General features: G+C 61.5%; 21 protein-coding genes and 2 pseudogenes. 5 read left to right on the forward strand and 18 right to left on the reverse strand.

Annotated elements, in window-relative coordinates; translation table 11 throughout:
• Nucleotides 1–15: 15 nt before the first annotated feature.
• The 4 genes from ACN9MO_RS30995 to ACN9MO_RS31010 form a co-directional block, all read right to left on the reverse strand.
• Nucleotides 16–1626, reverse strand: a complete 1611-nt coding sequence (locus ACN9MO_RS30995) for an ABC transporter substrate-binding protein (RefSeq protein ID WP_425989085.1) — start codon at nt 1624–1626, stop codon at nt 16–18.
• A 70-nt stretch (nt 1627–1696) separates the two neighbouring features.
• Nucleotides 1697–2410 carry an HAD-IA family hydrolase gene (locus tag ACN9MO_RS31000; RefSeq protein ID WP_425989088.1) on the reverse strand — a complete coding sequence of 238 codons (714 nt, stop codon included), beginning with the start codon at nt 2408–2410 and terminating at the stop codon, nt 1697–1699.
• Between the two features lie 242 nt (nt 2411–2652).
• Nucleotides 2653–4029, reverse strand: coding sequence for an aspartate aminotransferase family protein (locus tag ACN9MO_RS31005; protein WP_057249978.1), 1377 nt, complete (start codon nt 4027–4029; stop codon nt 2653–2655).
• A gap of 13 nt (nt 4030–4042) precedes the next feature.
• Nucleotides 4043–4879 (reverse strand): GNAT family N-acetyltransferase, encoded by an 837-nt coding sequence (locus ACN9MO_RS31010; protein ID WP_112995762.1) that lies wholly within the window; start codon nt 4877–4879, stop codon nt 4043–4045.
• 317 nt (nt 4880–5196) lie between these two features.
• On the opposite strand from ACN9MO_RS31010, the gene ACN9MO_RS31015 reads away from it, so the two are divergent.
• Nucleotides 5197–5865, forward strand: a complete 669-nt coding sequence (locus ACN9MO_RS31015; RefSeq protein WP_057249982.1) for a haloacid dehalogenase type II — start codon at nt 5197–5199, stop codon at nt 5863–5865.
• 15 nt (nt 5866–5880) lie between these two features.
• On the forward strand, nt 5881–7155 hold the full coding sequence (locus ACN9MO_RS31020; RefSeq protein WP_113133073.1) for an NAD(P)/FAD-dependent oxidoreductase: 1275 nt from the start codon (nt 5881–5883) through the stop codon (nt 7153–7155).
• A 340-nt stretch (nt 7156–7495) separates the two neighbouring features.
• Here ACN9MO_RS31020 and ACN9MO_RS31025 read toward each other — a convergent pair whose 3' ends face one another.
• The 6 genes from ACN9MO_RS31025 to argE form a co-directional block, all read right to left on the reverse strand.
• A complete protein-coding gene (locus tag ACN9MO_RS31025) occupies nt 7496–8950 on the reverse strand; it encodes an NAD-dependent succinate-semialdehyde dehydrogenase (protein ID WP_057249986.1) in 1455 nt (484 codons plus the stop codon).
• Nucleotides 8951–8969: 19 nt separating this feature from the next.
• Nucleotides 8970–10013, reverse strand: a complete 1044-nt coding sequence (locus ACN9MO_RS31030) for a tartrate dehydrogenase (RefSeq protein ID WP_113737893.1) — start codon at nt 10011–10013, stop codon at nt 8970–8972.
• Between the two features lie 10 nt (nt 10014–10023).
• Entirely contained in the window at nt 10024–11487 is a 1464-nt protein-coding gene (locus ACN9MO_RS31035) for an aldehyde dehydrogenase family protein (RefSeq protein WP_112995765.1), read from the reverse strand.
• Nucleotides 11488–11798: 311 nt separating this feature from the next.
• Nucleotides 11799–12152 carry a cupin domain-containing protein gene (locus ACN9MO_RS31040; protein WP_057249992.1) on the reverse strand — a complete coding sequence of 118 codons (354 nt, stop codon included), beginning with the start codon at nt 12150–12152 and terminating at the stop codon, nt 11799–11801.
• Between the two features lie 26 nt (nt 12153–12178).
• The gene (locus tag ACN9MO_RS31045; protein ID WP_057249994.1) at nt 12179–13102 is read right to left on the reverse strand and encodes a 2-hydroxyacid dehydrogenase; all 924 of its coding nucleotides are present in this window, start codon (nt 13100–13102) and stop codon (nt 12179–12181) included.
• Nucleotides 13103–13124: 22 nt separating this feature from the next.
• Entirely contained in the window at nt 13125–14249 is a 1125-nt protein-coding gene (argE, locus tag ACN9MO_RS31050; protein ID WP_425989097.1) for an acetylornithine deacetylase, read from the reverse strand.
• A gap of 244 nt (nt 14250–14493) precedes the next feature.
• Here argE and ACN9MO_RS31055 point away from each other — a divergent pair, with 244 nt between their 5' ends.
• The gene (locus ACN9MO_RS31055; protein WP_057249998.1) at nt 14494–15387 is read left to right on the forward strand and encodes a GNAT family N-acetyltransferase; all 894 of its coding nucleotides are present in this window, start codon (nt 14494–14496) and stop codon (nt 15385–15387) included.
• Nucleotides 15388–15619: 232 nt separating this feature from the next.
• Here the strand turns inward: ACN9MO_RS31055 and ACN9MO_RS31060 are convergent, their stop codons facing one another.
• A complete protein-coding gene (locus ACN9MO_RS31060) occupies nt 15620–15853 on the reverse strand; it encodes a hypothetical protein (RefSeq protein WP_425989100.1) in 234 nt (77 codons plus the stop codon).
• A complete protein-coding gene (locus ACN9MO_RS31065) occupies nt 15850–16125 on the reverse strand; it encodes a hypothetical protein (protein ID WP_162728088.1) in 276 nt (91 codons plus the stop codon). The genes ACN9MO_RS31060 and ACN9MO_RS31065 overlap by 4 nt, the downstream gene beginning before the upstream one ends.
• 995 nt (nt 16126–17120) lie before the next feature.
• On the opposite strand from ACN9MO_RS31065, the gene ACN9MO_RS31070 reads away from it, so the two are divergent.
• On the forward strand, nt 17121–17762 hold the full coding sequence (locus ACN9MO_RS31070; RefSeq protein ID WP_057250003.1) for a peroxiredoxin-like family protein: 642 nt from the start codon (nt 17121–17123) through the stop codon (nt 17760–17762).
• Between the two features lie 434 nt (nt 17763–18196).
• On the opposite strand, the gene ACN9MO_RS31075 is transcribed toward ACN9MO_RS31070, so the two are convergent.
• Together ACN9MO_RS31075 and ACN9MO_RS31080 are read right to left on the reverse strand one after the other, a co-directional pair.
• Nucleotides 18197–18580, reverse strand: a complete 384-nt coding sequence (locus ACN9MO_RS31075; RefSeq protein ID WP_057250005.1) for a type II toxin-antitoxin system VapC family toxin — start codon at nt 18578–18580, stop codon at nt 18197–18199.
• Nucleotides 18577–18777, reverse strand: coding sequence for a type II toxin-antitoxin system VapB family antitoxin (locus ACN9MO_RS31080; protein ID WP_057250007.1), 201 nt, complete (start codon nt 18775–18777; stop codon nt 18577–18579). Before ACN9MO_RS31080 ends, ACN9MO_RS31075 begins: the two co-directional genes overlap by 4 nt.
• Before the next feature lie 510 nt (nt 18778–19287).
• Between ACN9MO_RS31080 and ACN9MO_RS31085 the strand changes: the two genes are divergently transcribed.
• Nucleotides 19288–19521 carry a DUF6429 family protein gene (locus tag ACN9MO_RS31085; RefSeq protein WP_112995767.1) on the forward strand — a complete coding sequence of 78 codons (234 nt, stop codon included), beginning with the start codon at nt 19288–19290 and terminating at the stop codon, nt 19519–19521.
• On the opposite strand, the pseudogene ACN9MO_RS31090 reads toward ACN9MO_RS31085, so the two are convergent.
• The 4 genes and pseudogenes from ACN9MO_RS31090 to ACN9MO_RS31105 form a co-directional block, all read right to left on the reverse strand.
• Nucleotides 19502–19639 (reverse strand): annotated as a pseudogene (locus ACN9MO_RS31090) (transposase domain-containing protein); the annotation flags it as partial. The gene ACN9MO_RS31085 and the pseudogene ACN9MO_RS31090 overlap by 20 nt on opposite strands.
• A gap of 54 nt (nt 19640–19693) precedes the next feature.
• Nucleotides 19694–20026 carry a type II toxin-antitoxin system RelE/ParE family toxin gene (locus ACN9MO_RS31095; RefSeq protein WP_057250011.1) on the reverse strand — a complete coding sequence of 111 codons (333 nt, stop codon included), beginning with the start codon at nt 20024–20026 and terminating at the stop codon, nt 19694–19696.
• Nucleotides 20026–20301 carry a type II toxin-antitoxin system Phd/YefM family antitoxin gene (locus ACN9MO_RS31100; protein WP_057250013.1) on the reverse strand — a complete coding sequence of 92 codons (276 nt, stop codon included), beginning with the start codon at nt 20299–20301 and terminating at the stop codon, nt 20026–20028. The genes ACN9MO_RS31095 and ACN9MO_RS31100 overlap by 1 nt, the downstream gene beginning before the upstream one ends.
• A 302-nt stretch (nt 20302–20603) precedes the next feature.
• Nucleotides 20604–20853: pseudogene (locus ACN9MO_RS31105) on the reverse strand (AbrB/MazE/SpoVT family DNA-binding domain-containing protein).
• Nucleotides 20854–20892 lie beyond the last annotated feature (39 nt).

Raw genomic sequence — 20892 nt, forward strand, 5'->3', positions numbered from 1 at the left:
CGACCGTTCGCCTCATCAGGCTTCGAGCCAGACATATTCCGCGAAAGCATAACCCATCTGGCCGCCAAGCGGGTTGGCTTCCAAGCCCTTGAGCTTGGCGGTGATCGCGTCGACGTTGGAGATATAGGCCGGAATGATGGTGCCGGCTTCGCTTGCGACCATCACCTGCATCTCGTTGTAGATCGCCTTGCGCTTCTCCTGGTCGAGCGAGCCGCGCGCCTCGATCAGCATCTTATCGAATTTCTCCGACTTGTACTGGCTTTCGTTCCAAGGCGCTTCCGTAGTGTAAAGCAGCGAGAACAGGATGTCCGGTGTCGGGCGCGGGTTGATGTTGCCGAAATGGACCGGCGCCTTGAGCCAATAGTTGTCCCAATAGCCGTCGGCCGGTACGCGCTGAACGTCGAGCTTCAGTCCGATCTCGGCAGCGGAAGCCTGGATGATCATGGCCATATCGATCGACGAGTTCGCCGCCTCGGATGCGATCACCGGGATCGACTGACCGAGAATGCCGGCCTTCTCGAAATGGAATTTCGCCTTTTCCGGATCGAACGCCCGCGGCTTCAGGTCGGCATTGTGGTAGAAGTTTGCCGGGGAAACCGGCTGGTCGTTGCCGACTTCTCCGAGGCCGCGGAGCGCCGACTTGACGATCTGCTCGCGGTTGACGAGGTACTTCATTCCCTCGACGAAGTCCCGTTTGCTGCCGGGCTCCAAGTCCATGCGTATGTTGAGATTGGTGTAGTTGCCGGAGGTGGTTTTCGAGAGTACGAAGCCGTCGCCTTGGGCCTCGACCAGGCGCATCGAGCGCGGATTGATCGTAGCGGCGAGATGGATATCGCCCGAGAGCAGTGCGTTGACGCGCGAGCTATCGTCGCTGATCGCGAAGTACTCGAAGGAGTCGACGTTCGGGCCGGACTTCCAATAGTTCTTGTTCTTGATGCCGACCGAGCGCACGCCGGGCTCGAAGACTTCTCTCACGAATGCGCCGGTGCCGTTGCCCTTGGAAAAATCCGTCGTGCCATCGGCGACGATCATGAAGTGGTGCATCGACAGGATGGTCGGCAGGTCGGCGTTCGGATTTGCGAGCGTGATCTCGACCGTCTGCTTGTCCACAGCCTTGAAGCCCGTCATCTGCGCGGCGATCTTCGCGACCTTCGAACCGACGGATGGATCGAGATGGCGTTTCAACGAGAAGACCACGTCGTCGGCGGTCAACGGCTTGCCGTCGTGGAAAGCGACGCCGCTCCTCAGTTTGACCGTCCAGGTCTTCGCATCCTTGGACTCGATCGCTTCGGCGAGCTCCATCTGCGGGGTGCCGCTCTTATCGAGGAAGGTGAGACGGTTGTAGAAGGAGCAGCACCGGACATAGTCGGTGGAGAGCGATGCCTTGGCCGGGTCGAGCGTGTCGGCGGTCGAGGACGACCAGCCGGCCGCTTTGAGCGCGCCGCCGGAGACCGGCGTTGCGGCAACCGCGTTGGAGGCGCGGCCGAGCACTAGACTGCCGGCGGAGAGGGCAACGCCACCGGCGAGCATCATCTGCAGCAGTTCACGGCGCGTTGCTCCGCGGCGGATGGCGTTTTCGACCATGGCGTCGTCGGATCTGGTCCAATTAATGATCTTGTCGTTCATGTCATTCCCCTTTTCGTCTGTTGGTGGGCTGCCCGTCTTCCGTGGGCTTAGACCCAATCCGGTGAACTGGTCAGCTACGTGCGACGGCCACGGCATCGGCAAGGCCGGTCATGGAGGTGAAGTGGTAGTCGGGTTCGGTGAACTCGGCCGGCTCTATGGTGCCGCCGTAACCTTTCTGCCCGTGGCGCCGCTCGATCCAGCAGTTGGTCAGCCCAAGCTTCCGCGAAATGCCGATGTCGTGGTACTGGCTCTGGGCGACATGCAGGACGTCGTCCTTCGAATTGCCTTCCGAGCCGACGAAGTCGAAAACCTTCTGAAAGAAGGCGGGGTCAGGTTTTTCGGTACCGGTATCGTCGGCGGTGAAGGCGGCGTAGAAGGGATCGCCCAGTTCCTTGGCGAAGAAATCGAATGCCCAGCGGCGCGCATTGGTCATAGCAACAAGCCGGTAATTCTTCGCAAGGCGCTCCAGCGCTTCGGCGCTGTCTTCGAAGGCCCTCCAGTTCCCGGCGGAGTCCCTGAGACGCTCGCCATATTTCCGCTCAGTCGGAAGGCCGAACTTCGGCGCGATTTCGAGATAGACGCGCACCAGATCGTCCGGGAAGAGGTCGGCGTCCTTGGAGTAGCGCGCCGCGCGGTAGAGGCTGAGCGCCTCCTCACCATCGATGGCGACACTGGCCTCGGCGGCGATGCCGGCGAGGCAATCCTTGAGGCCGCCCTCGAAGTCGATCAGCGTGCCGACGACGTCGAAGGTCATGTATTTGAATTCGGGCAGGCTCTTGTGCACATCGATTCCCCAGTTTTTTCGCGTCCCAGGTCGGAACGCCGACTTCATGAAGAAGAATATTCTGTTCCCGTCGGCGGGATGTTTTCCCCGCTCTTGCTGGAAAGGCCGCATATGCTGGGATCCGGCCGCTTCCTTGATTTGAGTTTGGCAGTTGCGCCGCGCCGGAGTCTCCGAAAGGGCGCCGTGGCGCGGCACAAAATTTCGAATATGGCGGTTCCGCGATATATCGCGTCAGTCGTCCATCAGGCCCTCAAAGCCTGGCGAACATCCGGGTCTTCCAAGGTCTCGTCCAATGTTTGGCGGGTGCGCTCGACAATCGCGTCGATCTCCGCGGCGGTGCAGCAGAGCGGCGGCGCATAGCCGAGCACGCCATTGGCGAAGGCGCGGATGACGAGGCCGTTTTCCCAGGCCCGGTCGAAGATGCGGCGCGCCGGCTCCGCGGCCGCCGGCAAAGGGGTCTTCCTCGACTTGTCGACGACGAGCTCGACGGCGGCCAGCATGCCGCGGCCGCGCACATCGCCGACAAGGGGATGGTCCCTCAGGCTTTCGAGACCTTCCATCAGCCGTGCACCGGCCGTGACGCCGTTTTCCAAAAGGCCGTTCTCGTAGAGCCTCAGCACCTCGAGGCCGACAGCGGCGCTGACCGGATGTGCCGAATAGGTGTAACCGTGGCCGACGGCGGAAGCGCCGGCGCCGTCGGCAATCGTCTGATAGACGTGGTCGGCCATGAACACGGCCCCCATCGGCACATAGCCGGACGTGAGACCTTTGGCCGTGGTTATGAAGTCCGGCACGATCTCGTCCTCGGTAGAGGCAAAGAGCGGTCCGGTGCGACCGAAGCCGGTGATCACCTCGTCTGCAACGAAGAGGATGCCGAGCTCGCGGCAGAGTTCGCGCATCGCCTTCATCCAGCCCTTGGGTGGCACCAGCACGCCGCCCGAGCCCTGGATCGGCTCTGCATAGAAGGCAGCGACACGCTCGGGGCCAATTTCCCCGACCTTGCGCCGGAGAGCGGCCAGCGACGCCTCGATGATCGCCTGCGGGCTCTCTCCCACCGGATTGCGGTAGGCATAGTGAGACGGAATTTTGTGTTGCCAGTCGAAGGGAATGCCGAAGCCGGCGTGGAAGGCCGGCAGCGCCGTCAGCCCGGCGCCGACCGTCGATGAGCCGTGATAGCCTTGCTCGACCGAAATGAACTGATCGCGTTGCGGCTGGCCGCGGGCAATCCAATAATAGCGGATGAAGCGGATCGTGCTGTCGACGGCGTCGGAGCCGCCGAGCGTGAAATAGACGTGGTTGAGATCGCCCGGCGCGCGCTCGGCGAGTTCCGAGGCGAGGCGGATCGCGGGCTCGGAGCCGAGCCCGAAATAGGCCGTCGCATAGGGAAGCTCGCGCATCTGCCGGGCGGCCGCTTCGACGATCGCTTCGTGGCCATAGCCGGCATTGACGCACCAAAGGCCGGCAAAGCCGTCGATCAGTTGCTTGCCCGAAGCGTCGGTGACCGTCGCGCCTTTTGCCGAGGCGAGTACGCGCACGCCGAGTTTTTCATGGCCGCGATAGGAGGCGACCGGATGGATGAGGTGGGCGCGATCGAGTTCGATGAGGGAATTGCTGTACATGATGATCTCCGGATCAGCCGAGCGCCTGATTGGCGAGGGCGAAGGTGGTAGCGGCCGGGTCGGCGGCGCGGTGGATCGGGGGCTTCATCATGGCGATACCCCCGCCGACATGGGCGAGTCCTTGCTCGGCAAGCCAGAGAGAAAGGCCGGTCTCGGCAGTGGTATCGAGCCTGATGAACCGGCCGGTTCGCGTGGACATGAAGTGGGCCACGAGCGCCTTGGCGTCTTCGAGACCTTTAGCGACGACGGGCCCAATGGCCTCGCCGCGGCCGAAGGGGCGGATGCCGCCGAACCCGCAAACGCGCCCGTCCCGGCGGATCACCGCAAAGTTGCCGACCTTCCCGAGATAGGCAATCATCCCTTCACGGTCGGCGCCGAAGGCGAGGCGGTCGAGCGCGACGATCGCTTCGATGTCGGCCGCGGCCGCCTGTTCCGTTTGCCCAGGCTCGGCGATTGCTCTGACGATGCCCTGATGCTGCAACACGCGACCCGTCTCGCGGAAGCCGAGCCTTTCGTATAGCGGCAGGCCCTCAGTCGTTGCCACGAGTCTGAGCGGACGATCGGCCGCTAGCCGCAACGCGGCGTCCATTAGCTTGCGACCGAGGCCGCGGCCGCGCATGGCCTCGTCGACGATGACCATGTTGATCGTTGCACAGTCGGACTTGTAAGGGGTGACGAGTACAGTGCCGACGACCCGGTCGCCCTCAATCGCGACGACGCCTTGGCTCAGGGTCAGCGCCATCTGCCAATCTTCAAGGCGATGTGGCCAGCCGGCCTGCCGGGATAGCTTGACGGCGGCTTCCAGATGCTCAGGTCCGAAGGCGGCAATATCGATCTGACTTGTCTGCATGGCATTTCCTTCAATTTCTGCCCGCAAGTCTGAAGGAGTGCCGGCCGGCAGATCGTCTGAAGGCTTTGGCTTGCGCGGTATCTTATAGCTTTGCACCTGCCGGTCGCCGCATCTTATGCTGGCAGGGAAGAGCGCTGGGAGGGCGCCGGGGCGGAAGGGCGCCGTTGACCACCAGCAGCCACACAACCTTCTGCCAAAGCCGGCGCTCGATACGATAGATTCTGCTTCGAACGCCGCCAAATCAGGCGAGGCGATGGGAGTCGCAGCGCCTATGATCCTCACAGAATACCTGGTCACGTTCTTTCAAGGATACGCACATGACGACGTTCCGTCCGAAATACATCACCTTCGACTGCTACGGCACGCTGACGAACTTCCAGATGGCGGAAGCGGCCCGCGACCTCTATCAGGAGCAGCTCGACGAGGCGCGCATGGCTGAATTCATCAAGAATTTCGCGGCCTACCGCTTGGACGAGGTCCTGGGCGCCTGGAAGCCCTATGCCGAGGTGGTGCACAATTCGCTGGAACGGACCTGCAAGCGCAACGGCATTAAATTCCGCGATGAAGCTGCGAAGATGGTCTATGAGCGCGTGCCGACATGGGGGCCGCATGCGGACGTGCCGGCGGGGCTTGCCAAGGTCGCCAAGGAGATCCCACTGGTGATCCTGTCGAATGCAATGAATTCACAGATCATGTCGAATGTCGAAAAGCTTGGCGCACCCTTCCATGCGGTCTACACCGCCGAGCAGGCGCAGTCCTACAAACCGCGCTTTAAGGGCTTCGAATACATGCTGGATATGCTCGGCTGTGATCCGCAGGACATTCTTCACTGCTCGTCCTCCTTCCGCTACGACCTGATGTCGGCGCACGACCTCGGCATCAAGAACAAAGTCTGGGTCAATCGCGGTCATGAGCCGGCCAATCCCTACTACGGCTATGTCGAGATAGCCGACATCTCCGGCCTGCCGGGCGTCGTCGGTCTTTAGAAAAGGCGGTGCGCCATGAAGTTCCTGTCCTACTGGCATGATACGGCCCCGGCCTTTGCCGGAGCTGCGCAAGGCCCGGTCGATGGCCATTACGACGTCGCCGTGGTTGGCGGCGGCTTCACCGGCCTCAGTGCGGCCCGGCAGCTTGCCAGGGCCGGGGCGAAGGTCGTCGTGCTGGAGGCCGAGAAGATCGGCTGGGGCGCCTCCGGCCGCAATGGCGGACACTTGAATAACGGGCTCGCCCATAGCTATCTTGCGGCCAAGGCGGAACTCGGCAGGGAGCGGGCGATTGCGCTCTACAAGGCGTTCGACGATTCAGTAGACACGATCGAGGCACTGATCACCGAAGAAGGTATCGACTGCAACTTCCGCCGCGCCGGCAAAGTGAAGCTTGCCTCGAAGCCCCAGCATTTCGAGGCGATCGCCCGCAACTTCGAGGCGGTCAACGCGGAGGTCGATCCCGATACGGCGCTTCTCAGCGCCGAGGATCTGAAGCAGGAGGTCGGCTCGCCCTTCTTCGGGGCAATGCTCTCGAAGAAGAGCGCGATGATGCATATGGGGCGGTATGTCGTCGGCCTCGCCGAAGCGGCTACGCGCCATGGCGCCATGGTTTTCGAGAGCGCGGCCGTCACCGAGCATCGGCAGGCGGGCGGCCGGCACACATTGAAGACCCCCCGCGGCAGCGTCACCGCGGATGCGGTTCTAGTCGCCACCGGCGCCTACACGCCTTCGATTTTCAGTTATTTCCGCCGCCGCATCATCGCCGTCGGCAGCTTCATCATCGCCACCCGACCGCTGACAGCGGCGGAGATCGGGGCGACAATGCCGGGTAGCCGCACCTGTGTCACGTCGATGAACATCGGTAACTATTTCAGGCTCTCGCCCGACAACCGTCTGATCTTCGGCGGCCGCGCGCGCTTCTCGGCGACATCCGACCAGCGTTCGGACGAAAAAAGCGGCGCGATCCTCAAGGCGAGCCTTACCGCGATCTTTCCGCAACTCGCCAATGTCGAGATCGACTACTGCTGGGGCGGCCTCGTCGATATGACCAAGGACCGATTCCCCCGCGCCGGTTATCAAGACGGCGTTTGGTACGCCATGGGCTATTCCGGCCACGGGGCGCAGCTTTCGACGCATCTCGGCATGATTATGGCGGATGCGATCCTCGACCGGCCGGACCGCAACCCGCTGAAGGGTCTCGAATGGCCGGCCGTGCCCGGGCATTTCGGCAAGCCTTGGTTCCTGCCGCTCGTCGGCATGTATTACAAGATGCTGGACAGGATCCAGTAGACAACGCGGGGGTAGGAAGAAGGGCGCGGACCGGACAGGTCCGCGCCCTTCTTTGTTTGGATGATCTAGCCTGGCGTGCCGCGTCAAGTGTGCAGCGGTCTTGCAATAGAGCTGAAGCGCCTCGCGCGCGCTTGGGAGCGGGATGAAGAAACACGGGCGGCTTTTCGCGCGCATCCCGCTCTACTCCCAGAGCCGATCACGTTTTAGGCTTCGATTCGACCCAAGATCGTCGTGACCTACGGCGCGTCGCGTTCAATCGAATCACGCGACGCGCCGTAGATCCCTTGTTTGTGCCTGCCGTTTGTCCCAAAAGCCGCGGCACACTTTTGGGCAACATGCATTAATCCAGTCCGCCGATGTGGAAGCTCTTCATCTCGAGATATTCCTCGATGCCGACCTGGGCGCCCTCGCGGCCCAGGCCGGATTGCTTGACGCCGCCGAAGGGGGCGACTTCGGTGGAGATGGCGCCGGTGTTGAGGCCGACCATGCCGAATTCGAGTGCTTCCGCCACACGCCACGAGCGTTTCAGGCTCTCAGTGTAGAAATAGGCAGCCAAGCCGAAGGGCGTGCCGTTGGCGATGGCGATTGCCTCCTCCTCTGTCTCGAAGCGGAAGAGCGGTGCGACAGGACCGAAGGTCTCTTCGCTGGCAAGCAGCATCTCGGTGGTGGCGCCCGTGAGCACGATCGGGGCCTTATATTGTCTCCCCTCCGGCACCGACCTGCCGCGCGCCGCAAGCTTCGCGCCCTTGGCAAGCGCGTCCTCGACGTGGCGGTCGATCTTGTCGATCGCCGCGTCATTGATCATCGGTCCGATCGCGATGCCGGGTTCCGTACCGGGGCCGACCTTCATTGCGTTAACGCGTGCGCCGAGCTTCTCTGCAAAGGCGTCATAGACGCCGGCCTGCACCAGGATGCGGTTTGCACAGACGCAGGTCTGGCCGCCATTGCGGAACTTGGACGCGATCGCGCCTTCGACCGCCAGATCAAGGTCGGCGTCGTCGAAGACGATGAAGGGGGCATTCCCGCCGAGTTCGAGCGAGAGGCGCTTGACGCTGTCGGCCGCGCCTCTCATCAAGAGAGAGCCGACGCGCGTCGAGCCCGTAAAGGAGATCTTGCGTACTGTTTCGTTCGCCATGAACTCGTTGCCGATTGCGGTCGGCATGCCGGTGACGATGTTGATCACGCCTGCGGGAATGCCGGCGCGCTCTGCCAGAACTCCGAGGGCGAGCGCTGAAAAGGGCGTGAACTCCGAGGGCTTGATCACCACCGTGCAGCCGGCCGCCAAGGCAGGTGCCACTTTGCGGGTAATCATTGCGTTCGGGAAATTCCACGGCGTCACGATCGCGCAGACGCCGACCGCCTCTTTCAGAACGACGATGCGCCGATCGGCCGTCGGAGAGGGAATGGTGTGGCCGCCGATGCGACGAGCCTCCTCGGCGAACCATTTGACGAACGAAGCGCCGTAACGGATCTCGACGCGCGCCTCGTCGAGCGGCTTGCCCTGTTCCATCGTCAAGAGCAGAGCCAAATCCTCGAGGTTTTCGATCATCAGCGCATACCAGCGCTCAAGTAATGCGGCCCGTTCGGCATGCGTCTTCTTCTTCCACGGTCCGAAGGCGGCATTGGCGGCTTCGATGGCGGAGCGCGTTTCCTCTTCGCTCATGTCCGGAATGGTGCCGAGGCGCGTCCGGCTAGCGGGGTCGAAAACGTCGACGATCTTACCCGAGGCTGCGGCCAGCCAGGCTCCGTCGATGAGGCCCTCTTGCCGGAAAAGTTCCCTGTCGTTCAACTTCATGATTTCTCTCCTCTAAAGATCAGTTGAGCGCGGCAAGCACCGCCGCCTTAATCGTTTCGGTTTTGTCTTTGCCCGGCACGGTGCCGATCCCGCCGGCGGTCGTTCTTTCGAGCGCGGTCATGACAATGCGCGCGGCTTCACTTTCTCCGAGGTGGTCCAGCATCATCGCGCCGGACCATATGGCGGCGATGGGGTTGGCGATCCCGAGATGGACGATATCGGGTGCGGAGCCGTGTACCGGCTCGAACATCGACGGGGCGCTTCGATCGGGGTTGATGTTGGCGGAAGCCGCAAAGCCGAGCCCGCCCTGGATGGCGGCACCGAGATCAGTCAGGATGTCGCCGAAGAGGTTCGAGGCGACCACGACATCGAGGCTCTCGGGCGCCATGACCATGCGGGCGGCCATCGCATCGATGTGGTAACTCGTCACCTCGACATCCGCGTATTCGGCGGCGAGCTCTCGCGTAATCTCGTCCCAGAACACCATGGAGTATTTCTGGGCGTTGGATTTGGTCACCGAAGCGAGCTTGCCCCGGCGTTGTCGCGCCTGCTCGAAGCCGAAGCGCAGGATCCGTTCGACGCCCGTGCGCGTGAAAATCGAGGTCTCGACCGCGACCTCATCGCCCGTTCCCTGATGCACGCGGCCGCCGGCGCCGGAATATTCGCCTTCGGTGTTCTCGCGGATGCAGAGGATGTCGAAATTGTCCGCCTTCAACGGACCTTGGACGCCCGGCAGCAGCCGGTGCGGGCGGATATTGGCATATTGCACGAAGGCCTTGCGGATCGGCAGGAGCAAGCCGTGCAGTGAGACGGAATCTGGCACTTCCGCGGGCCAACCGACGGCGCCGAGCAGGATCGCATCGAAGCGGCGCAAGATCTCTATGCCGTCCGTCGGGATCATCGCGCCGGTTTCCTTGTAAAAGGCGCAGGACCAGGGAAAGGGCGTGCCGGTGAGCGAGAAGCCGGAGTGCCTGGCGACGGTCGAAAGGACCTGCCAGGCCGCATCCGTTACGTCCTGGCCAATGCCGTCGCCGGGGATGAGTGCGATCGAATAGGATTTCATGGAGGCCTCCCTATAGGCTGATGAGCACGCTCTTGCTCTTGCGGTTGGCGTGATAGGCCTCGCGTCCGAGATCTTTGCCGATGCCGGAGCGCTTATAGCCGCCGGTCGGCAGGATGTGGTCGCGTGAACGATTGTAACGGTTGATCCAGACGGTGCCTGCCTGGAGTCGCCGCGTCAGCCGCAGCGCGCGCGACAGGTCGCGTGTGAAGAGGCCGGCGGCCAGGCCGTAGGTCGGGTGATCGGCGAGTGCCAGTGCCTCCTCTTCGTCGGCGAAGGTCTGCATGGTCAGGACAGGACCGAAGATTTCTTCGGTAATCGCTGGCGAGGAGCTGTCGCGCACGGCCATCAACGTCGGCTGATAGAAATAGCCTGGCGCATCCATTGGGGCGCCCCCGAACAGGCATTCGCCGCCCGCCGCAACGGCAGCCTCAACGATGCCGTGGATGCGGTTCAACTGGCGCTTCGAGATGATCGGCGAGTACTCGCTCGCCTCATCCCAGGTCGGACCCGGCTTCGCCGCCTTCATGTGCGTGACGATCGCCTCGGCGAGCGGCGCAGCAACGCTTTCCTCCACGATCAGACGGGAGCCGGCAACACAGGCCTGGCCGGCATTCGAAAGCATGCTCTGGGCGATCGCGGCGGCAGCCTTGTCGAGGTCCGCGTCGGCGAATACGAGTTGAGGACTCTTCCCGCCGAGTTCAAGCGTCATGGGCTTGACCCCGGTGCGGGCGATATTGGCCATGATGGCCGAGCCGGCGCCGGTCGAGCCGGTGAAGCTGACCTTGGCGATGTCCGGATGGCCGGTGAGGGCAGTGCCGGTCACCGGACCGTCGCCCAGCACGATATTAACGAGACCGGCCGGCAGGCCGGAGCGGATTGCAAGCTCGGCAAGATAGACGGTCGAAAATGGCGTCATTTCGGAGGGCTTCAAGACGACGGCATTGCCCGCGGCAAGCGCGGGGCCGAGCTTCCAGGCGGCCATCGAAACGGGGAAATTCCACGGAGTGATGGCGCCTACGACACCATAGGGCTCGGTCATCACCATGCCGAGATTGTTGTCATCAGTCGGCACGAGGTCGCTGCCTTCCTTGTCGGCGAATTCTGCGAAAAAGCGGATCTGCTCGGCGCTGACGGCGATATCGCCGGCGATCAGGTGTCCGACCGGTCGGGTCGAGGAAAGCGCCTCGAGCTTGGCGAGGGTTTGCGCCTCGCTTTCGATCAGGTCGGCCCAGCGCTGCAGCACGACTGTGCGTTCGCGCGGACGCACGCCGCCCCAGTTGCTCGTCTTCAGCGCATTCTTGGCGGTTTCGACGGCGCGGTCGACGAGTGCCTCACCCGCGAGCGGGCAGCCCGCATAGGCCCTGCCGTCGGACGGGCGATGCATGTCGATAGCGCCCTCGGCAGGGATCAGCCGGTCGCCGATGAAGTGCCCTACGGGCAGGGGAAGAGTGTCGGGGTCAAAGCTGAGAGTCATAGCGGGTCCTCGGATAAGCTCATGCGAGGCTACCGGAAGAACGCGAGCAGCATGCATCGAGTGGCGATGCGGCGACGGCGGAAAATTACGTTTTCGGTGACGAGACAGCGAAATCTTCGGAGGATGAGATGGCCGGTCGGTGACGTATCGGCGATGCGCTGGAGCAATCCGAGGGGCACGAGAAAGCGATTGCCGGGCTCGAGCAGCGACGACACGCCAGAAAGCCGCGAGCGTGCCGTGGTGGGCGAGGATGCCGGTTGAGGGAGATAGGCCTGTATCAAGGGGCCCTCGATCGGATCGCGCTGCGGGCACTACATGACCGTTACGTAGATCTTACGTACGGTCTCGATCGTCTTCCAGACACCGACAAACCCCGGCTTCATGACGAAGCTGTCACCGGCTTTGTAGACGACCGGCCTGCCGCCTTCCGGCGTGAGTTCGACGACACCGGAGAGGATATGGCAGAATTCGAATGTCTCGCCCTTAATCGAGCGCGTCTCTCCGGGGGTTGCCTCCCAGACGCCTGTATGGATCATCTCTCCCCGTGCCACGTCTTGAGCCCAGGTCTTGAAGGAGGGACTGCCGGAGATCAGGCGTTCCGGAAGCGGACCGGACTCGCGCGGCGGGAAAGAGGGATTGGTGTCGATGTTCTTCAAGAGGGACATGGGTTTCCTTTCCTAGGATTGAGAGCTTAATAGCCGCGGCGGCGATCGATGAGCCCGATGGGATCAAGTCCGGCCCGATGACGCTTGATGTTCTCGATCACGGCCTCGGCGGCTGTTTCTGGTTGGGTGACGCTTGCTATGTGCGGCGTCAGCAAGATTTTCGGGTGGCTCCAGAGGGGATGACCCGTTGGCAGCGGTTCGGGATCGGTGACGTCGATGACGGCGGCGGAGAGATGGCCGGTGTCGATTGCCTCGAGAAGTGCCTGGTGATCGAGCTGCGGACCGCGGCCGACATGAACGAGCGCCGCACCGGTCGGGAGCTTGGCGAAGAGGGCGGCATTGAGAAAGCCGCGCGTCTCGTCGGTTAAAGGCAGTAGACAGATGAGGATGTCGGTATAGCCCAACAGATGGTTGAGACCGTCAGTACCGTGCAGGCATCTGACACCCTCGAGTTGGCGCGCGCTGCGGCTCCAGCCGGATAGCGGAAAGCCGAAGGGCTGCAATCGTTCGAGCACCGCGGTGCCGAGCATGCCGAGGCCGAGTACGCCGATGCGGCGTTCCGACGCTTGAACCGGTGAAATGGCCCGCCAATGTTCGCTGCGCTGCTGGTCCAGATAGGCCGGCAGGTTGCGATGAAGCGCGAGCACGGCAAGTGTCACATATTCCTGCATCATCCGGACGATGCCGTCCTCGATCATGCGCACGACCTTCACATGCGGCGGCACGGCCTCGATGCGGAACTGGTCGACGCCGGCGCCAATCGAGAAGAGGATTTCAAGGTTGCGATAGCGCGAGAGATCTTCGGGAACCGTCCAGGTGATCAGGTAGCGCACCGCATCCGGATCGACCGCCGCCGCATCCTTGGCGAAAGGAACGTCCGCAAGCTCACGCGAAAAGGCTTCGGCGAAAATCGCACCGCGTTTTGCGTCGGAATTGAAGAGGAAGGTCATCACGCGTCTCCTTCTTCATGCCTCAGGCGCGGCAACATTCGCCGAGCCGCTCGATCATCGCCTGGCAGGCCAGGAGCTCATCGACGAGGATGAATTCGTCGGGCTTGTGGGCGCGGCCGATCTCGCCGGGGCCGCAGATGATCGCGTCGATGCCAGCCCGTTGGAAAAGTCCCGCCTCGGTGCCGTAGCTGACGGCCGGGAGAGACTCGAGACCGGTCAATTCTTCCAGCAGCCGCGCAAGCGGCGCATCGGGGCCGAGCGAAAGTGCCGGATAGGAGCTCAGTTCCTGCCATTCCACTTCGAAGCCGCGTTCCGACAGCGCCTCGGCCGCGTCTCGCATCGGCGCGAGCAGTTCCGCCGGATCGACGCCGGAAATCGCCCGTGCCTCGAACTCGGCCTCGCAGGTGTCCGGGATGATGTTGACCGCCTGGCCGCCCTTCACCGTGCCGATCTGCAGAGAGGAGTAGGGCGGCTCGAAAACATACTCGAAAGGACCCCGGGCCAGTCGGTCGGCTTCGGCGACCGCCCGTGCTAAGACGCTCGCAATGGCATGGATAGCATTCAGTCCCATGTCGGGCCTCGACGAATGGCCGGAACGACCCTTGACCGTAAGTCTGGCGGCGGCCTTGCCCTTGTGGGCGCGGATCGCGTGTAAGCTGCTCGGCTCGCCGATGATTGCGCCTAGCGGCGCCGTGCAGAGTTCCGGCAGGCGCGCGATCATGTGTGGCACGCCGCGGCAGCCCGCCTCCTCGTCATAGGAGAAGGCGAGGTGCAGCGGCCGGCGCAGGTGCATCTCGGCGAGCTTTGGCGCGACGGCGAGGGCGGCGGCCAAGAAACCCTTCATGTCGGTGGCGCCCCGCCCATAGAGTCGGCCCGCCTCTTGACGCAGACGGAAGGGATCGCCCGTCCAGCCGCTTTCGGCCGCCGGAACGACGTCCATGTGACCGGAAAGTATATAGCCCGGCACCTCTTTCGGACCGATCGTGGCGAACAGGTTAGACCGATCGCCCTCCGGGCCGGGAAGCAGGGTGACGGCGATGCCGTGGTTTTGCAGATAGCCGCGGATCCAGGCAACGATGTCACTATTGGGGGTGCTGACGACGGAGGGGAAGCCGACGAGCTTTTCGAGGATTTCCACTGCCTGCATTCTTGTCCTCACAGCATCCCGGTTCGCTGGGGTCGGCGCCGTCGATCATGCCCAGTACTTTAGAAGCCTATCCAGGCTTTACATGCCGAAAGCGCGTCGGATTTGGAGGATTGTGTTGCGTCAGACGGCCTCTCAAGTGAATTGTATCGAGCGCACCGTCCTAGTCTAACGGGTAAAGGTTTTGGCCGCGGGCCGGTTGGAAAGCGGGACGAGACAAGACGCCGGCAGGGACGGGAGGCAAGGAGTGGACACACCGACATCCGAATCCAAAGTCATTGACAGTTTCGAAATGCGCATAGCCGGGATCGAAAGCGCCGATCTCGAGCAACTGCACGCCCTGTCGGTTTCCGTCGGATGGCCGCTTCGCGCCGAGGACTTGCAACTCCTGCGCGAGGTCGGCCGCGGCTATGTGGCGCTTGATGAAATCGGCAGGCTGACAGGTTCGGCCATGTGGTTTCCGCACGGTGATGATTTCGCGACCATAGGCATGGTGATTACTTCGCCGCGGCTGCAGACAAACGGCGCTGGGCGTTGGCTCATGGGCCACGTGCTTTCGGATTGCCAGGGACGCGATCTGAGGCTCAATGCGACGAGGGCCTCCCGCCGCCTCTACCATTCGCTCGGTTTTGAGCCTATACGGACCATATACCAATGCCAGGGCATTGCCCGCCGGCCGACCGACTCTGTTACGCCAACGGAGCAGCCGGTGGTCCGGCGACTGGAAGGGGAGGACCTCGCCGCGGTCGTCGAGCTGGATGCAGGGGCATTCGGTGTTTCGAGGGCGACGCTGATCGGCAAGCTCTTTGCACAATCCATAGGCTACGGCTTGGTTCGCGGCGGTCGGCTGTGCGCTTTCGCACTTTGCCGTCCTTTCGGCAGGGGGCATGTCATTGGCCCGGTCGTGGCAGAAACTGATGCGGACGCCGTCGCAGTGATCCGGCAACATGTCTCCACCCACGAAGGTCATTTTTTGCGGCTCGACACACCAGTCGAGACCGGCACTTTCGCCACATCCCTCTCGCAATCCGGCCTGACCGTCTTCGACACAGTGCTCGCAATGTCCCGGCGGGGCAAATGCGCAGCGGTCGTAGTACCTGGACCGAACCTCTACGGGCTGGCAAGCCACGCGCTGGGCTGACTTGCGGCGATGGTGGGGGCGGAATCTGGCGATTGCTGCAAGCCTGTCTTGCATTAGAAGGGCGGCGCGCGAATACCGGGCTTGGGTGTTCGACCTGGTTGTCCGCCCAAACGAGCTCAGAGATGAAAGCGGTGGTGAGGGACATGACGGGCAGCGTACATCGCTGCGGCGGGGCGTCAATATTCGCTAGGCAGCCCCTAGTGCCCATGCCTTCAGAGGCGATCTCTACGTATCAGTCGATCGACCATAGGTAATTTACAATCTCCCGCCGGATTGAGTCTCGGTCGCCGTACTTCTCGCAGATGCGGTTGAGCTCTTCGATGACGGCCTCCTGTTCCTCGTCGTCGCAAATCACGTACATGTTGTGCCCCACAGAGTTGATGTGGCACCCAGCCTCGATCACGTTTGCCACGAATGCAGGAATTTCTTCTTCGTTCATCAGGTGCAACAGGGCCGCATTGCTCATGCTGAGGTTCCTTCTGCTTTCGGACCCCTAGTAAGGTTTGGGGCAAGGACAACGCCGGAGAAGTCAGCCAAAATGGCAAGAGAGCAAAGATGCTCATCAGCGATCTCGATCAATGCGACGGCGACCTCATCGTCGGACCAGCCCGCCGCCGTACAGTAAGCGGCGAAGGCGCCGAACGCCTCTTTGAGAGCTTCTTGGCATTCATCACTGCTCTGCTCGTATCTAGTCTGGCGAGTGGGAGGGACAATTTTCGGTAAGTCTACCTGCATCATAGTTTCCCCGAGCGGCCTCATTGTTCTTTTGAGCTCCAGCCGAGCCATGTATGTGACCGTGGCGCTGAGGCGGTAACGCCTTGGTTGAAAACAGAATATGCGGCGATTGGTTTCTACCGCAATTGACCTCAGACCATTGGCGGGCCACCTAAGACTTGAGCCCTACAGCGAACGGGTACTCCCCCAGCAGCTTCCTACCTCAACTTAGCTATTTGTAATTTCAAAAAGGGATTACCTACCGCGCCGGGCCGATCACGAGGTCGTAAATGAAGAGGTTCTCGCGGTTCCGAGCCTGATCCAGCCGCAGGCTGACCCCCAGAGCGCTACGTCGCTTGGGGCTGGGGCGCGCTCTGTGAGATTCATCGTTCGAAGTTGTCGGTGGGCTAAGGTTCGACTCACATCATGGCGAGGGAAAAGAGTCGACATCCCCGTCTGGGCGGCATGTTGCCGGCTTCCGATCGTCTCGGGTGGTTTTCGGCCTTCCGATCGGAACGTGCAGGCAGCGCCATCGTCTGACATTGCGAGTGTGGCGATCCGACCCCGTTGACGACCTTGGTCGTTGCAGACTTAACGTCATAAACGAGGTCGAAAACTGACTTTCAGCTTAAGAGCATTCGGGCGTGCGCTCGTCTGGGGTTATTCACCACATTTCGTGTCCAGTCACATCGGGGCCGCCCAAGTTTCAAGACGTTGAACACCGCTAGGACGTGCGTATGTGGAAGATCCAAATCGGTCTCGCCGCTGTATCGTCCGGTGGCACGGATGAGACGACCCACAGTTTACCGCGGCGCGCGAGACGGCTAGCGGGCGACCCGCGGATGCTCTTTTCGTGTTATGATGGGCTTGCAGTGCGTAATCACGACCTTCGACAAGATGGCGGAGGCCGAACGCTATTTTTGCTCTGGCGCAGGAAGTTTTGCGTCCCCAGCATAGGCCCAACGCCGAAGCTGGATGTGCTGCCTTTTCCTGACTGATCCGGGGCGAGGAGGTAGTCCATGTCCACGAGTAGTGTCGACCGCCCGCTGCAGCCGGGCGACCAGGCCCCGAATATAGTGCTCGATGCGATATCGCGCGACGGCAAGATCGCGCTCGATGATTTTCGAGGCCGTAACCCGTTGTTGCTCGGTATGTTTCGCGGCCTACATTGTCCGTTCTGCCGGCGCCATGTCGCGGCGATGGCGCAACTTAAGCCGGCTCTGCGTGAGAAAGGCGTCGAATGCCTAGCAGTCGTCATTACGCCAGTCGAGCGGGCGCGGCTCTATTTCCGTTACCACCCGGCGCCCGATCTTCTCACCGCATCCGACCCGGAGCGGGCCTCGCACCGTGCTTTCGGCTTGCGCGAGGTCGGGATGGGCACGGTCATGGCGATACGGGTCCATCTCCCGGGCGAGTTGCCCGAGCCTATGGATGTCATGGCAATGGACGAGTTTCTCAACAAGAAGGAAGGATATGAGATTACGGAAGCCGATCAGCAGGCGATGGCTTCCAGCCAGGGGCAGCTTGTCGGTCAGTTCCTGATCGACCGAGGGGGCATCGTACGCTGGAGCTTCACTGAAGTTCTGGAGGCTGGCCTCAATACGTTCAGGGCACCGATTCCTGAGGAATTGATGTCGGCAGCTTCCCAAGTTACACATTAATAGGCTGCTGAAAACTCGTTCGACGACCACCGTCCTGTGGTGATTCTGTAAATTTGGATGATGCTCAGGCGCGGAGGGTTAAAGTCTGCCCGTGGGCTTCATAGCGATTTCCATTCAACGGCCGCGGAGCGACCAGACGCTAGAGCGAGCAGGCCTCGCGCTGGGCGGGGCGACGTCCCCTCCTTGCCGCAATCACGCCGGTCCGACGGGCGCGCCATATGGCAAGTTTCCACACCCCTGATTTTCCTTGGCGAAGTGGAGGTCAGGATTGGGTCGATTCTTCACCTTCCTCATCGCGCGTAGCGCGTCTAGGACGAGCCGGCTCTAGGCGGCGAGAACCAGCCGGATGTTCATAATTTATCGAGCGGAACTCTGCGCTCTGGCGGCTCAACCACAGACGAGCATGAGCAACGGCTATCGTTTGGATTCAGCATTTAGTTCCGCGAATTGGCAGGGGTATGCAGTAAAGCCCCCGCCTTTTCTGCCGCTGCCCGCAGACGCTTGTCTCTGGTCCACAAGGCCGCTCGCGGATCAAGGAGAATTGAGGCCAGCAAGTGGGCATCCGTGTAGCCAATGCCCATACTGAAAATGGCGTGGCGATCAATCATCATCATGACTTCGTCGTGCGTTGCGACGAACGCTTCACGTTGAGCCGCCAGGAAAGCTATCACGCTACCCCGGTCCCGAAGGCTGCCAAGTGCCAATTCACCAATCACGGCCGGATGGCAGAGGAGATGATCGTCCTCAATAATCCTACGCAACTCCGCATCGCCATGTCGAAAATGATCAATCCAGATGGAGGTATCAGCAAGTATCACTTGGCCGCTGCGCTCCGGCGGCGTGGGGCTGCCCCCGCATCCGGCATAGTTCCCCCGAGCGCGATGAGGCGTTTTCCCGACTCAACACGAACAAGCGTCTCCAACGCTTGGCGGACCAAAGCGGCGGTTTCTTTCGTGCCGGTTAGGAACCTAGCCCTTTCCATGAGCGTGTCGTCGAGGTTGATAGTCGATCGCATTTTGGTTTCCTGATTGTGGTACTTAAAAATAGCACCAATTGGTGATGAAATCTACGCCTACCCCCACTCTGATACGCCCGCCGTAGGATGTACAAAGCCGGCAACGCGGGACGTGTTTGTCGCGCGATGAGCGCCATCGTGCGTAAAGCGATTGCGCATCCTAGCCCTCAAAAACTGCAAGGGCCGCGGGTTCGCCCATCAAGGCGCGGCCCGTCACCCCATCTCTCTGCGCACATTGATGATGTGCCGAAGATTGGTAAGCATCCGGCAAAGGCCGCAGTCTAATGGACTTTCGTGAGCGCCACGAACTCCTCGCCTTTTATCGGCGTGATTTAAGTCTGAGATTCGGCTCGTTGATTTGGAAGGGCGGATTTGAATGTAAGCCCGTAGGGACCCCACCTTTCATTTGGCCCGCTGATCGGGGCATTTTCTGCATGAAACATGCGGAGTATCGTATCCATCCGAGCAGGGCCGCGGGATTTTGAGCGCCGCGCGTGGTAATGTCGGTTCATGGAGATCGATGAGGACAGGATCGACGATGCCGTTTTGGCGCTGTTGTGGCTGACGCTGCATAACGAGCGTTGTGCCTGGAAGGGCTTCGACTGGGCAGCGACGGATCGGCTTCACAAGAAGGGCATGATCGGGGACCCGGTCAACAAGTCGAAGTCATTGGTCCTGACCGATGAAGGCTTGGAGCGTTCGCAAGCGTTGTTCCGGGAGCTGTTTACGCGGTCGCCGCAATAGTCGTCCCTTTGTTCGACTTCCATTGCCAAGGCAGCAGTTCGTGCAGGCGGGAGACGGGAAGATCGGCGATGCGGGCGAACACATCGACAAGCCACGCCTTCGGGTCGACGTCGTTGATTGACGCGCCCGAAAAAAGGCAGTCAGAAGAGCGTAGCGCAGTGTCAACACGGGCTCAGTTTGTGGCTCGGAACAGACGGCTTTCGAGGAATGACTGCATGTCTCGCCGCCCATCGGCGACGCAATAGACGATCACGTCCGAGCCCACGACTCGGTAGATCATCCGCCAAGGTTTATGGTGTAGCTCGCGATATTCTGTGATCCCAACCGGCGCGAGTTCTTTGGGCACATTTCCGCGAGCAGGTATGTCCTCAAGGCTCGAAGCTGCAGCTTCGAGTTCACCAAGTATTCGCTCTGCAGTTTCCACCCCCTCGCGGCCGGCGATGAAGCGATAGAGATCCTCGATGTCCTGTTCCGCGTCTTCGGAGAATAGAACTCTGTAAGACATCAGGTCCCGGACACGCGTTGCCGGATTCGTTTGAACGCTTCAGATGTAGGACGGAGCTTGCCCGCTTCGACCTGCTTGTTTGTCAGCGCCAACACCTTCAGGAGGGCGATTGTCTCTTGGGTTTCCTCGTACACCGTGACGTCTTGGAGCACCGCTTTCGCTTCGCCATGGACGGTGAGCACGACGGGCTCCCGATTTTCGGCGAGCGATCGAACGATCTCGGGTGCATGCGCCTTGAGATAGCTGATCGGTTTGACTTGTTGCGAGAGCTTCATAGGTCGGGTCCCCGTTTGGACCAAAATATAGGCCTTTAAATGGTCGAATGCAAATTAGCGGTCCGGCATTAAAGCCCTCTAGAGATTCATCCGCCAAGAACCTGAGCTTTGCCACTCAGTAGCTGTCAGGGCGATTGTCCCAGTTGCGATCTGCTTTGAAAGCTCCGCCCAGATGGGATCTCTGGTGAAACTTCGAAGATCACCGCTCGGCTGCTCCAAGTGCATCTCCGCGTATTTTGAAACAGAATCTGCGGGTCCTCCAAACAGGTAGATCTCCAGGAATCGGTAGCCGCCGGCAGGCTTCAAGGCACGATGACCCCAAAGCCCGGGTCGATGGTCTCCCTGGAGCTCGCGACATCGCCACGGGTGAGGGCCATGATCGCGTCAGTATCCAGCCCTTTGCCAGCGGCTGGGCTGCTGTTTTTTGGCGGCATGGACGAGCTCGATGCTTCCATCCGGCGCGCGACGGAAATCAGCCTTGCTCCCAGGCACTATACCCAAGAGGTCGCGCACCACCGTGCCGATCATGGCAGCAATGATGATGGTGGTCAGCAGTAGGGATCTTATGAAGGTGTTCACGGCGTTGCGAGC

This window comes from Ensifer sp. R-19, assembly GCF_049905105.1.
In the GTDB taxonomy this organism is placed as follows: Bacteria; Pseudomonadota; Alphaproteobacteria; order Rhizobiales; family Rhizobiaceae; genus Ensifer.

What these genes read in the sequence shown, in the direction of transcription:
- ACN9MO_RS30995 (WP_425989085.1), bottom strand. Translation starts at nt 1,626, where the DNA reads ATGAACGACAAGATCATTAATTGGACCAGATCCGACGACGCCATGGTC.
- ACN9MO_RS31005 (WP_057249978.1), bottom strand. Translation starts at nt 4,029, where the DNA reads ATGTACAGCAATTCCCTCATCGAACTCGATCGCGCCCACCTCATCCAT.
- ACN9MO_RS31010 (WP_112995762.1), bottom strand. Translation starts at nt 4,879, where the DNA reads ATGCAGACAAGTCAGATCGATATTGCCGCCTTCGGACCTGAGCATCTG.
- ACN9MO_RS31015 (WP_057249982.1), top strand. Translation starts at nt 5,197, where the DNA reads ATGACGACGTTCCGTCCGAAATACATCACCTTCGACTGCTACGGCACG.
- ACN9MO_RS31020 (WP_113133073.1), top strand. Translation starts at nt 5,881, where the DNA reads ATGAAGTTCCTGTCCTACTGGCATGATACGGCCCCGGCCTTTGCCGGA.
- ACN9MO_RS31025 (WP_057249986.1), bottom strand. Translation starts at nt 8,950, where the DNA reads ATGAAGTTGAACGACAGGGAACTTTTCCGGCAAGAGGGCCTCATCGAC.
- ACN9MO_RS31030 (WP_113737893.1), bottom strand. Translation starts at nt 10,013, where the DNA reads ATGAAATCCTATTCGATCGCACTCATCCCCGGCGACGGCATTGGCCAG.
- ACN9MO_RS31035 (WP_112995765.1), bottom strand. Translation starts at nt 11,487, where the DNA reads ATGACTCTCAGCTTTGACCCCGACACTCTTCCCCTGCCCGTAGGGCAC.
- ACN9MO_RS31040 (WP_057249992.1), bottom strand. Translation starts at nt 12,152, where the DNA reads ATGTCCCTCTTGAAGAACATCGACACCAATCCCTCTTTCCCGCCGCGC.
- ACN9MO_RS31045 (WP_057249994.1), bottom strand. Translation starts at nt 13,102, where the DNA reads ATGACCTTCCTCTTCAATTCCGACGCAAAACGCGGTGCGATTTTCGCC.
- argE (WP_425989097.1), bottom strand. Translation starts at nt 14,249, where the DNA reads ATGCAGGCAGTGGAAATCCTCGAAAAGCTCGTCGGCTTCCCCTCCGTC.
- ACN9MO_RS31060 (WP_425989100.1), bottom strand. Translation starts at nt 15,853, where the DNA reads ATGAGCAATGCGGCCCTGTTGCACCTGATGAACGAAGAAGAAATTCCT.
- ACN9MO_RS31065 (WP_162728088.1), bottom strand. Translation starts at nt 16,125, where the DNA reads ATGATGCAGGTAGACTTACCGAAAATTGTCCCTCCCACTCGCCAGACT.
- ACN9MO_RS31070 (WP_057250003.1), top strand. Translation starts at nt 17,121, where the DNA reads ATGTCCACGAGTAGTGTCGACCGCCCGCTGCAGCCGGGCGACCAGGCC.
- ACN9MO_RS31080 (WP_057250007.1), bottom strand. Translation starts at nt 18,777, where the DNA reads ATGCGATCGACTATCAACCTCGACGACACGCTCATGGAAAGGGCTAGG.
- ACN9MO_RS31085 (WP_112995767.1), top strand. Translation starts at nt 19,288, where the DNA reads ATGGAGATCGATGAGGACAGGATCGACGATGCCGTTTTGGCGCTGTTG.
- ACN9MO_RS31095 (WP_057250011.1), bottom strand. Translation starts at nt 20,026, where the DNA reads ATGTCTTACAGAGTTCTATTCTCCGAAGACGCGGAACAGGACATCGAG.
- ACN9MO_RS31100 (WP_057250013.1), bottom strand. Translation starts at nt 20,301, where the DNA reads ATGAAGCTCTCGCAACAAGTCAAACCGATCAGCTATCTCAAGGCGCAT.